8 protein-coding genes are annotated in these 14,148 nt (G+C 70.7%); 4 read left to right on the top strand and 4 right to left on the bottom strand.

Going from position 1 to position 14,148, the window contains the following annotated elements:
* The first annotated feature begins 54 nt into the window (after positions 1 to 54).
* Both ABEG18_RS18890 and betA read left to right on the top strand, forming a co-directional pair.
* Positions 55 to 1,740, top strand: coding sequence for a formate--tetrahydrofolate ligase (locus ABEG18_RS18890; protein ID WP_406854591.1), 1,686 nt, complete (start codon positions 55 to 57; stop codon positions 1,738 to 1,740).
* A gap of 3 nt (positions 1,741 to 1,743) precedes the next feature.
* Positions 1,744 to 3,426, top strand: coding sequence for a choline dehydrogenase (gene betA, locus ABEG18_RS18885; protein WP_406854590.1), 1,683 nt, complete (start codon positions 1,744 to 1,746; stop codon positions 3,424 to 3,426).
* 521 nt (positions 3,427 to 3,947) lie between these two features.
* Here betA and choV read toward each other — a convergent pair.
* The 4 genes from choV to ABEG18_RS18865 form a co-directional block, all read right to left on the bottom strand.
* The gene (choV, locus tag ABEG18_RS18880; protein WP_406854589.1) at positions 3,948 to 5,147 is read right to left on the bottom strand and encodes a choline ABC transporter ATP-binding protein; all 1,200 of its coding nucleotides are present in this window, start codon (positions 5,145 to 5,147) and stop codon (positions 3,948 to 3,950) included.
* A gap of 3 nt (positions 5,148 to 5,150) precedes the next feature.
* Positions 5,151 to 6,005: a choline ABC transporter permease subunit gene (gene choW / locus ABEG18_RS18875; RefSeq protein ID WP_406858646.1), complete on the bottom strand. Its 855-nt coding sequence runs from the start codon at positions 6,003 to 6,005 to the stop codon at positions 5,151 to 5,153.
* A 138-nt stretch (positions 6,006 to 6,143) separates the two neighbouring features.
* The gene (locus ABEG18_RS18870) at positions 6,144 to 7,088 is read right to left on the bottom strand and encodes a choline ABC transporter substrate-binding protein (protein WP_406854588.1); all 945 of its coding nucleotides are present in this window, start codon (positions 7,086 to 7,088) and stop codon (positions 6,144 to 6,146) included.
* Between the two features lie 299 nt (positions 7,089 to 7,387).
* A complete protein-coding gene (locus ABEG18_RS18865) occupies positions 7,388 to 8,932 on the bottom strand; it encodes a trimethylamine methyltransferase family protein (RefSeq protein WP_406854587.1) in 1,545 nt (514 codons plus the stop codon).
* 422 nt (positions 8,933 to 9,354) lie between these two features.
* Between ABEG18_RS18865 and ABEG18_RS18860 the strand changes: the two genes are divergently transcribed.
* A complete protein-coding gene (locus tag ABEG18_RS18860) occupies positions 9,355 to 11,868 on the top strand; it encodes an FAD-dependent oxidoreductase (RefSeq protein WP_406854586.1) in 2,514 nt (837 codons plus the stop codon).
* Positions 11,869 to 12,073: 205 nt separating this feature from the next.
* A complete protein-coding gene (locus tag ABEG18_RS18855; protein WP_406854585.1) occupies positions 12,074 to 14,089 on the top strand; it encodes a hydantoinase/oxoprolinase N-terminal domain-containing protein in 2,016 nt (671 codons plus the stop codon).
* The last annotated feature ends 59 nt before the right edge of the window (positions 14,090 to 14,148 follow it).

Genomic DNA, 14,148 nt, shown 5'->3' with positions numbered 1-14,148 from the left:
GCGTCCAGAATGCCCGGCGACTCCGGGCGACGCGGCCGGGGCGGGGGAGCCGGAATGGCCACAGATCTGGAGATCGCCCGGGCGGCGAGGCTGAAGCCGATCGGCGAGGTCGCGGCGGGGCTGGGCGTGCCCGAGGACGCCATCCACCCCTATGGCCGCTCCATCGCCAAGCTGGGTTTCCCCTTCATCGAGGGCCTGCGCGACCGGCCGGACGGCAAGCTCATCCTGGTCACCGCCATCAGCCCGACGCCGGCCGGCGAGGGCAAGACCACCACCACGGTGGGCCTGGGCGACGCGCTGACGCGGATCGGCCGCAAGGCCATGATCTGCCTGCGAGAGCCCTCGCTCGGGCCGTGCTTCGGCATGAAGGGCGGAGCGGCCGGCGGCGGCTACGCCCAGGTCGTCCCGATGGAGCAGATCAACCTGCATTTCACGGGCGACTTCCACGCCATCACCTCCGCCAACAACCTGCTGGCGGCCCTCATCGACAACCACGTCTATTGGGGCAACGAGCTCGGCATCGACCCGCGCCGGATCGCCTGGCGCCGCGTGCTGGACATGAACGACCGGGCGCTGCGGGAGATCGTCAGCTCGCTGGGCGGCGTCGCCAACGGCTATCCCCGCGAGGACGGGTTCGACATCACGGTGGCGTCCGAAGTCATGGCGGTGTTCTGCCTGGCGCGGGACCTCGCCGACCTCGAAGAGCGGCTGGGCGCCATCATCGTCGGCTACACCCGCGACAAGGCGCCGATCACGGCGGCGGCCCTGAAGGCGGCGGGCGCGATGACGGTGCTGCTGAAGGACGCGCTGCAGCCCAACCTGGTGCAGAGCCTGGAGGGCACGCCCGCCTTCGTGCATGGCGGGCCTTTCGCCAACATCGCCCATGGCTGCAATTCGGTGGTGGCGACCCGCACTGCGCTCAAGCTGGCCGACTATGTGGTGACGGAAGCCGGCTTCGGGGCGGATCTCGGGGCCGAGAAGTTCTTCGACATCAAGTGCCGCAAGGCCGGCCTGAACCCCTGCGCGGCCGTGGTGGTGGCCACCGTGCGGGCGCTGAAGATGCATGGCGGGGTGGCCAAGGACCATCTCGGCCCGGAGAATCTCGAGGCGGTCCGCAAGGGGCTCTCCAATCTGGGCCGTCACCTGCACAATGTCCGGCGGTTCGGCGTGCCGGCGGTGGTGGCCATCAACCGGTTCGGGACCGACACGGAGGCGGAGCTCCGGCTGATCCAGGACGCCTGCCGCACCCAGTTCGGCGTCGAGGCCGTGGTGTGCAGCCACTGGGCCGACGGCTCGCGAGGCGCGCAGGAGCTGGCCGAGCGCGTGGTGGAGCTGGCGGAGGCCAGCCGCCCGCTGGACGGGCGCGGCTTCCAGCCGCTCTACGCCGACGAACTCCCCTTGTGGGACAAGATGCGGCTGATCGCGACGGAGATCTACGGCGCCTCCGACATCATCGCCGACCAGGCGGTGCGCAACCAGTTCCGCGACCTGCAGGGGGCCGGCTTCGGGCATCTGCCGATCTGCGTGGCGAAGACGCAGTATTCCTTCTCCACCGACCCGAACCTGCGCGGCGCCCCGACGGGGCATGTGGTGCCGATCCGGGAGGTCCGGCTGCGGGCGGGGGCGGGCTTCCTGGTGGTGATCTGCGGGGAGATCATGACCATGCCGGGCCTGCCCCGGACGCCGTCGGCCGAGCACATCCGGCTCGACTCCGCCGGAGAGATCGAAGGGCTGTCGTAGCGGATGCCGACACCGACGCAGGACGAGGCGTTCGACTATGTGATCGTCGGCGCGGGATCGGCCGGCTGCGTGCTCGCCAACCGTCTCAGCGAGGACGGTCGCGCCACCGTGGCGGTGCTGGAGGCGGGCGGCGGCGACCGCTCGCCCGTCATCCAGATGCCGAGCGCGCTGTCCATCCCGATGAACTCGCCGCGCTATGACTGGCGCTACGAGAGCGAGCCCGAGCCGCATCTGGGCGGGCGCGTGCTGCACGTGCCGCGCGGGCGGGTGCTGGGCGGATCCTCCTCGATCAACGGCATGGTCTATGTGCGCGGCAACGCATGCGACTTCGACGGCTGGGCCGAGCAGGGCGCTGCGGGCTGGGACTATCGCCGCGTGCTGCCTTATTTCAGGCGCGCCGAAAGCCGGGAGGAGGGCGGCGACGCCTATCGGGGCGCCGACGGCCCGCTCCACACCAGCTACGGCCCGATGGCCAACCCGCTCTATGGCGCCTTCGTGGAAGCCGCCGAGCAGGCCGGCTACGCCCGCACGGATGACGTCAACGGCTTCCGGCAGGAGGGATTCGGCCGCATGGACCGCACGATCCATGCGGGCCGCCGCTGGAGCGCCGCCAACGCCTATCTGCGCCCCGCGATGGCGCGGCCCAATCTGCGCGTGACGCCGCACGCGATGGCGACGCGGGTGCTGTTCGAGGGTCGGCGCGCCGTCGGGGTGGCGTATCGGGTCGGCGGGCCGGGCGGGCCGGAACGACGGGCGATGGCGCGCCGCGAGGTGATCCTGGCGGGCGGGGCGATCAATTCGCCGGCGCTGCTGAAGCTTTCCGGCGTCGGGCCCGCCCGGGAGTTGACCCAGGCCGGGGTCGCGGTCGTCCACGACCTGCCGGGGGTCGGCGAGAACCTGCAGGATCACCTGGAGTTCTATTTCCAGGTCGCCAGCCTGCAGCCGATCACGCTCTATTCGTCGATGGGGCTCGTCTCCAAGGCGCTGATCGGCATGCGCTGGCTCGCCTTCAAGGACGGGCTGGGGGCGACCAACCATTTCGAGAGCTGCGGCTTCATCCGCAGCCGCGCCGGGGTGCGCTGGCCGGACATCCAGTACCACTTCCTGCCGCTGGCCATCACCTATGACGGGCGCAGCCTCGCCAGCGCGCACGGCTTCCAGGCGCATGTCGGGACGATGCGGTCCAAGAGCCGCGGCCATGTCAGGCTGCGCGGGCCCGACCCCTTCGCCAAGCCGGTGATCCGGTTCAACTATATGAGCCATCCGGACGACTGGGCCGAGATGCGCGCCTGCGTGCGCCTCACCCGCGAGATCTTCGCCCAGGCGGCCTTCGACCCCTATCGCGGCGAGGAGATCCAGCCCGGCGCCGACGTCACCTCGGACGAGGCCATCGACGCGTTCATCCGCGACAAGGTGGAGAGCGCCTATCACCCCTGCGGCGCGTGCCGGATGGGGCGGCCCGACGACCCGATGGCGGTCGTCGACCCGGACCTGCGCGTCATCGGCATGGAGCGGCTGCGCGTGGCCGACACCTCGGTGTTCCCGACCATCACGACCGGCAACCTGAACGCGCCCGCCATCATGCTGGGCGAGAAGGCGTCCGACATCATTCGCGGGCTCGACCCGTTGCCGGCTTCGAATGCGCCCGTCTACGAAGCGCCGGACTGGCGGACGCGGCAACGGTGAGGACGCGCCGCGCGCCCCGTCGCCTGCGGGCGCGGGGGTGGGCGATCGGCGGCTCTCGCGCGCGGCGCCTCAGGCTGGCGCATCTCCCCCGCCGTCCCGCGGCGGGTCGGGCCGCGCATCGCCCGGACGCGGCTCGGAGCGGAGGTCTCCCCTTCCGCGGGAGCGAAGCCTGACCCTGCTTCGCGAGGAACGACCGTCACCCTGCGTCGTCCGGGACCGGGCTTGACCCCGCTCCGGTGGGGGGCGGCCGAGGAGGCCGCGGGGGGATGCGGACGAGACTGCGTCCGCCGCAGGAGGCATGACGCCTCGGCGCGCGAGAGCCCGACCGCTCCGGCCCGCATCGCCGGTGGCGGCGCGGGCGCGAAACCGAAAAGCTCGTGGCGGATGCGATGAAGGCCGGCGCCGGCCCCGCCCGCATCCGGGCCGAAGCGATATAGGATTATTTTTCTAAATTGTCAAATTCGCCGACCCTCCTCTTCGTCCAGGGGAGGGCGCCGACCGGGAGCGGCGCCTCGTCGGCGTCAGGCCTCGCTCCGGCGCAGGACGGCGCGGAGCGCGTCGCGGACGCCGATGGCGCCGATGAATCGGTCCTGGGCGTCGAAGACAGCGACCGGGGCGGCGTTGCGCTGCATCGCGAGCATCACGGTGCGCAAGGGAGCGTCGTGGCGGGCCCAGAAGGCCAAGGGCGCGCCGCTCGGAGAGGTTTCGGGGACGTCGTCGCAGTCCTGCCACTGGGCGGGGGCGCCGTCGCGCTCGCACGCGGTCACCTTGCGGCCGGCGTCGACCAGGAACCGCGTGGTCCGGCGGCGGTCCAGCCAGACCCAGCCCTCCCCGGCGCTCTCCAGGTCGCGCGAGTCGCGCATGACGTTGTAGGCGGTGAGCACGTTGAGCGGGTTCACATGGGCGACGAACTCGCGCACGTAGTCGTCGGCCGGGCGCAGCACGATGTCCTCGGGGGCGCCGAACTGGACGATTCGGCCGCCCTCCATGATGGCGATGTGCTGGCCGATTTTGAGCGCCTCGTCGAGGTCGTGGCTGACGAACAGGATCGTCTTCCTGAGATTGCGCTGCAGGTCCAGCAGCTCGTCCTGCAGCTTGGCGCGGATCAGCGGGTCGAGCGCCGAGAAGGGCTCGTCCATGAGCAGGATGTCGGCGTCGGTCGCGAAGGCGCGGGCCAGCCCCACTCGCTGCTGCATGCCGCCGGAGAGTTCGTTGGCGTAGCGGTCGGCCCAGCCGTCGAGCGCCACCATCCGGAGCTTGTCGGCGACGATGCGCTCGCGCTCGGCCCGGGGGACGCCGCGCAGTTCGAGGCCGAAGCCGACATTCTCCGCCACGGTGCGCCAGGGCAGCAGGGCGAATTGCTGGAACACCATGGCGACGCTCTTCATGCGCACGGCGCGCAGCGTCTGCGGGTCGGCCGTCGCGACGTCCACCATCCGGCCGCCATGGCGAACCAGCACCTCGCCGCGGCTCACCCGGTTGAGCCCGTTGACGGCGCGCAGCAGCGTCGACTTGCCGGAGCCCGAGAGGCCCATCAGCACGCAGATCTCGCCCTCCCGCACGGTCAGGCTGGCGCCCGCCACGCCGAGCACCTGGCCGGTCGCGGCCTGGATCTCGGCGCGCGACTTCCCTTCGTCGAGAAGGCGCAGCGCCTCCTTCGGGCGCTCGCCGAAGACGATGTCGACGTTGCGGAACGCGATGGCGGCGGCGCCCCCGTCCATGGCTCAGCTCCCCCGTCGGCGTTCGGGCTGCTTGAACACGCGGTCGAGCACGATGGCGAGGATCACGATGGCGAGGCCCGCCTCGAAGCCCATGGCGACATTGACCGAGTTCAGAGCCCGCACGACGGGCTTGCCCAGGCCGTCGGCGCCGACCAGCGCGGCGATGACCACCATGGACAGGCTGAGCATGATGCACTGGGTGATCCCGGCCATGATGGTGGGCAGGGCGTAAGGCAGCTCCACCTTCCAGAGCAGCTGGCGCCGGGTGGCCCCGAAGGATTCGCCCGCCTCGATGAGCGGCCTCGGAACCGAGGAGACGCCCAGATAGGTCAGGCGGATCGGGGCCGGGACCGAGAAGATCACGGTGGAGATCAGGCCGGGCACCACGCCGAGGCCGAACAGGATCAGCGTCGGAATGAGGTACACGAAGGTGGGGATCGTCTGCATCAGGTCGAGGACAGGCCTCAGGGCCGTGTAGAGCCAGGCCCGGTGGGCCGCCGCGATGCCGATCGGCACGCCGATCGCGACGCAGGTCAGCGTGGCGAAGAGCACCAGGGAGAGCGTCTCCATGGTGGGCTTCCAGTAGCCCAGGTTCACGATCAGCGCGAAGGCCAGAGCGATGAAGAGGCTGAGCCCCCAGGACCGATGCAGGGCGTAGGCCATGCCGGCGAAGGCCAGGATCAGGACCACGGGCGGAAACCAGAGCAGCGTCGCCGTGAACGCCATGATCACCGCGCCAAGGCCGAACGAGATGGCGTCGAACACCGCCTGGGCGTGGTCGTTCAGCGCGTCCACGGCCGCCTTCATCCAGGCGCCGAGCGGGATCTTCCTGCCCGCCCCGGTGAACCAGCTCTCCATCGCCTGCCCCTCCCTCGGCGCCGTCATCCCCGGCCCGCCGAAGGCGCGGGACGGGGATCCAGAGCAGCGTCCGTCACACCGACCCTGGATCCCCTTCCCGGCCTGCCATGCAGGCCGCCGGGGATGACGGCTTCGCCGTCACTTGACGCCGAGCGCGGTCTTCACGGCCGGGAGGCCGGGCTTGCCGTCGAAGGTCGTCACGCCTTTCAGCCAGCCTTCGAGCACGGCCGGGTTGGCCTTCAGCCAGTCGCCCGCGGCCTTGTCGGCCTCCTGCTTGTCGAACAGGATCGAGCCCATGATCTCGTTCTCCATCTGCAGCGTGAACTTCAGGTTCTTGAGCAGCTGGCCGACATTGGGGCACTCGGTCGTGTAGCCGGCGCGGGTGTTGGTGTAGATCGTTGCGCCGCCGAGGTCCGGGCCGAAGATGTCGTCGCCGCCCGCCAGGTACTTGATCTGGTACTTGGTGTTCATCGGGTGGGGCTCCCAGCCGAGAAACAGGATGGGCTCCTTGCGGCGGGTGGCGCGCTCCACCTGGGCGAGCATGCCCTGCTCGCTGGACTCGACGAGCTCGAAGCCCTTCACGTCGAACTTGTTGTCCTTGATCATGTCGAGGATCAGCCGGTTGCCGTCGTTGCCCGGCTCGATGCCGTAGACCTTGCCGGCGAGCTGCGTCTGGAACTTGGCGATGTCCGCGAAGGTCTTCAGCCCGGCCTCGTAGGTGTAGGCCGGCACCGCGAGCGTGTACTTGGCGCCTTCCAGGTTGACGCCGACCACGTCCACCGACTTGTCGTCCACGTAGGGCTTCCGGTCCGCCTCCATGGTGGGCATCCAGTTGCCCAGGAACACGTCGATGTTCTTGTTCTTCATGGACGTGTAGGTGACCGGCACGGCGAGCACGTCGGTCTTGGCCGTGTAGCCGAGGCCCTGCAGCACCAGCGAAGTCGCGGCCGTGGTGGCGGTGATGTCGATCCAGCCGACGTCGGAGAAGCGCACGGTCTTGCACGAAGCGGGGTCGGCCGCGGCGGCGAGCGACGTGGTGGCCAAAACGGCCGCGGCGGAAATGGCGAAACGGCTGAAACGCATCGGGTGCTCCAATCGGCTGAACCGCCTCGAGCGCGGCGGTGGAGCGCATCGTGGATCACAAAACTGTCATGCGAAAGAGGAGGACGTTTCGGCGGGCAGGACGCTGTTCGTGAAACCATGACGGGAGCTGCGATCCCTCCGCGTCATCCCCGGCCGGAGCGACGCCGTCGCGGAGGGAAAGGGGATCCAGTCCCGCCTCACCGATCATGCGCAGCGCCCGGCTTGTCTGGATCCCCTTCCCGGCGCTGCGCGCCGCCGGGGATGACGGAGCGTATTCTTCCGACCGCGACGGCTGCGCCTCAGTGCGACGCGTCCGGCATCGAGGCCTTCTTGCGCTCGATATATTCGCGCAGGGCTTCGTCGACGCCGGGGTCGATCGGGGGCGCCTCGTAGTCGGCCAGCATCTTCTTCCACAGCGCATTGGCGCGCTGGGGGGCGTCGAGGCGGCCTTCGGCCTCCCACTGCTCGACAGAGTTGTTGTCGGCGATGGAGGAGCGGTAGAACGCCGTCTCGAAATTCGCCTGGGTGTGGCCGCAGCCGAGGAAGTGGCCGCCGGGCGCGACCTCCCCGAAGGCCTGCATGCCCTGGCCGTTCTCGCTGAGGTCGATCCCCTTGGCGAGCACGTGCATCATGCCCAGCTGGTCGCAATCCATGACGAATTTTTCGTAGGAGGAGGCGAGGCCGCCCTCCATCCAGCCCGCCGCGTGGAGCACGAAGTTGGCGCCCGCGTGGAGGGTGGGGATCAGCGTCTGCGCGCTCTCATAGGCGGCTTGCGCGTCCGGGACCTTGGAGGCGCACAGAGAGCCGCCGGTGCGGAACGGCATGTTGCAGCGGCGCGCCAGCTGGGCCGCCCCGTAGATCGCCAGCGCGGCTTCGGGCGTCCCGAAGGTGGGCGCGCCGGACTGCATGGAGAGCGTCGACACGAAGGTGCCGAAAATGGCAGGCGCGCCGGGGCGCACGAGCTGGACGAAGGAGACGCCCGCCAGCACCTCGGCCAGCACCTGGGCCAGCGTGCCGGCCACCGTCACCGGGCTCATCGCGCCGGAGAGGATGAAGGGCGTGATGATGGTCGCCTGGTTGTTGCGGGCGTAGACCTCGGCCGCGCCCAGCATGGTGTTGTCCCACACCATCGGCGAGTTGGCGTTGATCAGGCTGGTGCAGACCGTGTTGTTCTGGATGAACTCCTCGCCGAACAGGATGGCGGAGAGGTTGACGGTGTCCTGCGCCCGGTCCGGATGGGTGACGGAGCCCATATAGGCCTTATCCGACAGCCGCATATGCGCGTAGACCATCTCCAGATGGCGCTTGTTGACCGGCAGGTCGACGGGTTCGCACACGGTGCCGCCTGAGTGGTGCATGTAGGGGCTCGCATAGGCGAGCTTCACGAAGTTCTGAAAGTCCTCGATGGTGCCGTAGCGGCGGCCGCGGTCGAGGTCGTGCACGAAGGGCGAGCCGTAGACGGGGGCGAAGACGGTGTCCTTGCCGCCGATGTGGACGCTGCGCTCCGGGTTGCGGGCGTGCTGGATGTAGTCGGCCGGAACGGTGGCGATGAGCTTGCGGGCCAGCCCGCGGGGAAAGCGCACGCGTTCGCCCTGGACGTCGCAGCCTGCCCCGCGCAGCAGCTCCAGCGCGCGCGGATAATCGCGGAACTCGATGCCGACCTCCTGCAGGATGGTCTCGGCGTTATGCTCGATGATCTCGAGGCCCTCGGCCGAGAGCACCTCTGTCACGGGCAGGTTGCGGGTGATGTAGGGGATCGACAGAGCCGAGCGCTGCGCCCGCGCGGCCCGCCGCGCCTCGCGTCCGCGCCGAGCCTCGCGGGGGTTCTGGACCTCTTCGCTCATGCCGTTCCTCGCGTGCTCGCGCGGTCCGCCGGGGATGCGGCCCGATTTGCGTCAGGCTAGGCGCGCGATGCGACGCGTCCTCGCACGGGGGCGGCGCTGAGTTGTCCGGCGGCGACCGGCGCGTGTGGAGAACGCGCCACGGCGCGTCCGCCTGCGTCCCTCCCCTGCAGGGGAGGGTGGACGGCGCGAAGCGCCGGACGAGTGGGGCCTCGCAGCCTAACGCCAACCGCCCCACCCACCGCCTTCGGCGGTCCCCCCTCCCCTGCAGGGGAGGGACGGGCGAGGCGCTGCCCCCGATGGCGCGCATCCGACAGTCGGGGTCGGGGGGCGGTGAGCCGCTTGCGCGGCGGGCCTCGACAGTCGAGGCTGCGGCGTCGGCGGAGCCGGCGCGCCGGATCGTTGGTGTCGAGGGAAACAGGACCATGAAATCACACGCGCGCGTGGTCGTGATCGGCGGCGGCGTGGTGGGCGTCTCGACGCTCTATCACCTGGCCCGCAAGGGCTGGTCGGACGTGGTTCTCCTCGAGCGCAAGGAGCTGACCTCGGGCTCGACGTGGCACGCGGCCGGCCTGCTGCCCCTGTTCAACATGAGCTACTCGGTGGGGCAGATCCACAAATACTCGGTGGGCCTCTACGCCACGCTTGAGGCCGAGACCGGCCAGAATGTCGGCTTCCGGCAAGTATCCAACATCCGGCTCGCCCGCACCAAGGCGCGGTGGGACGAGTTTATGTACTACGCCGGCGTCGCCCGGACGATCGGCGGGATCGAGGTCAACGTCCTGACGCCGGCGCAGCTGAAGGAGATCTGGCCGCTCTGCGAGACGGACGGAATCCTGGGCGCGATCCAGCATCCGCAGGACGGCTACATCCAGCCGGCCGACCTCACGCAGGCCCTGGCCAAGGGCGCGCGCAGCCACGGCGCCGAGATCCACCGCTACACGACCGTGCTCGGCATCGAGCAGACGCCCTCCGGCGAGTGGCTGGTGAAGACCGACAAGGGCGACATCACCTGCGAGCACGTGGTGTCGGCCACGGGCAACTTCGCGCGCAAGACGGGCCAGATGGTAGGCCTCGACGTGCCGGTGATCCCGGTGGAGCACCAGTACATCGTCACCGAGCCGCATCCGGCCATCCAGGAGCGCAAGCGCAACGGCCTGCCCGAGATGGGCGTGCTGCGCGAGAGCGACAGCTCCTGGTACATGCGCGAGGAGGCCGGCGGGCTGCTGCTGGGCCCCTACGAGACCGGGGCGCCATGCTGCTACGTGGACGGCCCGGATGCGCAAAGCGAGTACGAGCTGTTCCAGGAAGACCTCGACCGGCTGGCGCCGCACATCGAGACCGCCATCACGCGCGTGCCGGCCTTCGGCGAGGTCGGCATCAAGAAGGTCTATAACGGCGCCATCGCGTATACGCCAGACGGCAGCCCGATCATCGGGCCGGCCTGGGGGCTGAAGAATTTCTGGCTCAACGAGGGCCATTCCTTTGGCGTCACGGCGGCCGGCGGCGCCGGCTGGCAGCTCGCCGAGTGGATCGTGGACGGCGAGCCGACGATCGACATGATGGGCGTTGACCCGCGCCGCTTCGGCCCCTACGCGTCGCGCGGCTACCTGCGCGCCAAGAACGAGGAGGCCTACGCCAACGTCTTCACCACCCACTACCCGGACGAGGAGCGCGCCGCCGCGCGGCCTCTGCGCCAGACGCCCTGCTACGACCGCATGAAGGCGCTCGGGGCCGTGTTCGGCTCCGTGTATGGCTGGGAGCGGCCGGGCTGGTTTGCGCCCCCCGGCTACGAGGTCCCGGCGGAAGAGCTCAACGTCGACGACGTGCTCACCAACGAGAACCACGCGCCGGCGACGGGCGACGGCAAGGTGAAGGAGCGCTGGAGCTTCCGCCGCTCCAACTACTTCCCGTTCGTCGGCGAGGAATGCCGCAACGTCACCGAGAATGTCGGCCTGCAGGACATGTCGGCCTTCGCCAAATACGTGGTGAGCGGCCCCGGCGCGGAGGCGTGGCTCGACTCCATCCTGGCCAATCGCATTCCCAAGAAGGTTGGCCGCATGGCGCTGACGCATCTGCTGTCGCAGAACGGCGGCGTGCGGTGCGAGTTCACGGTGTTCCGCGACGGGCCGCAGAGCTTCTACCTCGTCGGCGCCGGCGCGTATGAGCGGCACGACTGGGACTATCTGCAGAAGCTGCGGCCGCGCGACGGCTCGGTCGACCTGCAGAAGGTGACGACGCAGTACGGCGTGCTGGTGCTGGCCGGGCCGCGCTCGCGCGAGGTGCTGCAGACGCTCACGGATACGGACCTGTCGAACGGCGCGTTCCCGTGGTTGTCGGGCCAGACGATCTCGGTGGGGGCGGCGTCGGCGCGGGCGCTGCGCGTCAACTTCGTGGGCGAGCTCGGCTTCGAGTTGCATCACCCGATCGAGATGCAGAACTCCATCTTCGACAGGCTGATGGAGGCCGGGAAGCCTTTCGGCATCCGGCCCTTCGGCATCAAGGCCATGGACAGCCTGCGGCTGGAGAAGAGCTACCGGCTGATCCCGCGCGAGCTCTCCATCGAGTATTCGGCGCTGGAATCCGGGCTCGACCGTTTCGTGCATCCCAACAAGGGCGCGTTCATCGGCCGCGACGCCCTGGTGGCGTGGCGCGAGCGCGGGTTCAAGAACCGCTTCGTCACCCTGGAGGTGCACGGCGTGACGGACGCCGATGCGCGCGGGTCGGAGCCGCTCTGGCTCGACGGCGAGCTGATCGGCCGCTCCACCTCGGGCGGCTATGGCTGGCGCTGCGGCAAGTCGCTGGCGCTCGGCATGGTGCGGCCGGATCTCGGCGAGATCGGCCAGGAGCTGGAGATCACCATCCTGGGCGAAAAACGCCGCTGCACGGTGGTGGAGGAGAGCCCGTTCGACCCGCAGAACGAGCGCTTGCGGGCGTGACTCTCGCCATCATGAGCTCTCCTTTTTCGCCGTCATCCCCGGCGCGCCGAAGGCGCGGGAAGGGGATCCAGGGGTCGCCGCCACGGCGGATCGGCTTGGGGCCCCGTCTCCTGGATCCCCTTCCCCTCCGCCGCGTCGCGGCTGCGGCCGGGGATGACGGCGGAGGGGGACCCATCGGCCGTGAGGCGATGACGAGGCGGACGCCTTGACCCGCCTCGTGGTCGGGATCGACACCGGAGGCACCTACACGGACGCCGTGGTGGTGGACGCCGGCGCGCGGCGGGTGCTGGCCAAGGCCAAGGCGCTCACCACCAAGGGCGACCTCGCCATCGGGGTCGGGGAGGCGCTGGACCGGGTGCTGGCGGAGGCCGGCGAGGGCCGGCCGGGCGGGCTGACCGGGGCGGATGTCGCCCTTGTGTCGCTCTCCACTACGCTGGCCACCAACGCGATCGTGGAGGGGCACGGCTCGCCGGTCGCCGCCCTCCTGATCGGCTTCGACGACGCCATGGCGGCGCGCACCGAGATCGCCACAGCGTTGCCGGGCACGCGGATCGGCCGCTTCGCGGGCGGGCATGACCATGGCGGCGCGGAAGCCGCGCCGCTGGACGTCCCGGCGTTGGAAGCTTTCCTCCAGGAGACGGCGGGCGGCGTCGGCGCCTACGCGGTGGCGTCGCACTGGTCGGTGCGCAATCCCGCCCATGAGCGGCGGGCGCGCGACATCGTGGAGCGGCTCACCGGCCGCCCGGCGACGCTGTCCAGCGAACTCGCGCATGCGCTGGACGCGCCGCGGCGAGCCCTTACGGCGGCGCTGAACGCGCGCATCATCGGGGCGATCACGGCGCTGATCGGGGCCGTGCGGGCCGCCATGGCGCGGCACGGCATCGCGGCGCCGCTGATGGTGGTGAAGGGCGACGGCACGCTGGCCTCGGCCGAGGCCGTGGCGCTGCGGCCGATCGAGACGATCCTGTCCGGGCCGGCCGCCAGCGTGATCGGGGCGAAGTTCCTGTCCGGCCTGTCGGACTTCGTGATCTCGGACGTGGGCGGCACCACCACGGACGTGGCCGTGCTGGAGAATGGCTGGCCCAAGCTCGACCGCGAGGGCGCGCAGGTCGGCGGGCGGCGCACGCTGGTCCGCGCCATCGCGATGCGGACCTTTGGGCTGGGCGGCGACAGCGAGGTGCTGGTGGACGCCCGCAACCGGGTGGGGCTGTCGACCGGCAAGGTCGTGCCCCTGTCGCTGCTGGCGCACCGGCATCCGGACGTGCTGCGCCGGCTCCAGGCGCAGCTCAACGATCCTGAAGGCGCGCCTTATGCGGGCAAGTTCCTGCTGCGGCCGTTCGGCCGCGCCGGCGCGGACACGCAGGCGGCGGCCGGGCGCGAGCGCGACATCCTGGCGGCGATCGCCGACGGGCCGCGCCCGATGGGCGACGTCATCCACGGTCCGCTGCAGCAAAAGGCGCTCGCGCGGCTGGTCGGCGCCGGCCAGGTCGCGGCGGCGGGGTTCACGCCGAGCGACGCCGCGCATGTGCTGGGATTGCAGGGCCAGTGGTCGGCCGAGGGCGCGCGGCTCGGCGCGCTGGTGCTGGAGCGGCGGCTGCGCATGGCGGGGCCGCTCGGCCCGGCCGAGGCCGACGCGGCCGCGAGGCGCTTCGCCCGGGAGGTGTTCGACGCCATGGCGGCGAAGTCCGCCCGGGTGGTGATCGAGGCGCTCGCCGGCGAGCCGCTGGAGGGCGACGCCGCCGGGCTGGTGGACGCCACCACGAGCGGGCAGGGGCGCTGGCGCAACCTGCGGGTCGCGATCGGGCCTGTCGCTCCGGTGGTGGCGGTGGGCGGGCCCGCGCCGGTGTTCTACCCGGAGGTCGGCCGTCGGCTGCGGAGCGAGGTCGTGCTGCCCGAGCATGGCGACGTCGCCAACGCGGTGGGGGCGGCCGTGGGCGTCGTGAAGGCGCAGGCCGTGGTGGACATCTCGTCATCGGGCGTCGGCGCCTATCGCATTCATGCCGAGGGCGAGCCCATTCCGATGGGCGATCCCGCCGAGGCGCTGGCGCGGGCGCGGGAGATCGCCGTCGAGATGGCTCGCGCCCGGGCGGTCGCGATGGGGGGCGGAGGGGCGGACATCGACGTGCATGTCGACCGCGTCGACCTGCCCGGCATGGAGGGCGACCGCGGGCTCGTGGCCGCCACCGTGACGGCGGAATGCTGGGGCGCGCCGCGGGCATGACGGCTTGCAGCCGCGCCAGCGCAAGCTAGGCTTTGGCCGCCGCCGGGGCGCGGCGAAGG

The organism is Alsobacter sp. KACC 23698 (assembly GCF_045348435.1).
In the GTDB taxonomy this organism is placed as follows: domain Bacteria; phylum Pseudomonadota; class Alphaproteobacteria; order Rhizobiales; family Beijerinckiaceae; genus Alsobacter.
Note: the sequence above shows the minus strand (reverse complement) of the source record. Positions and strands in the feature narration are given on the sequence as shown.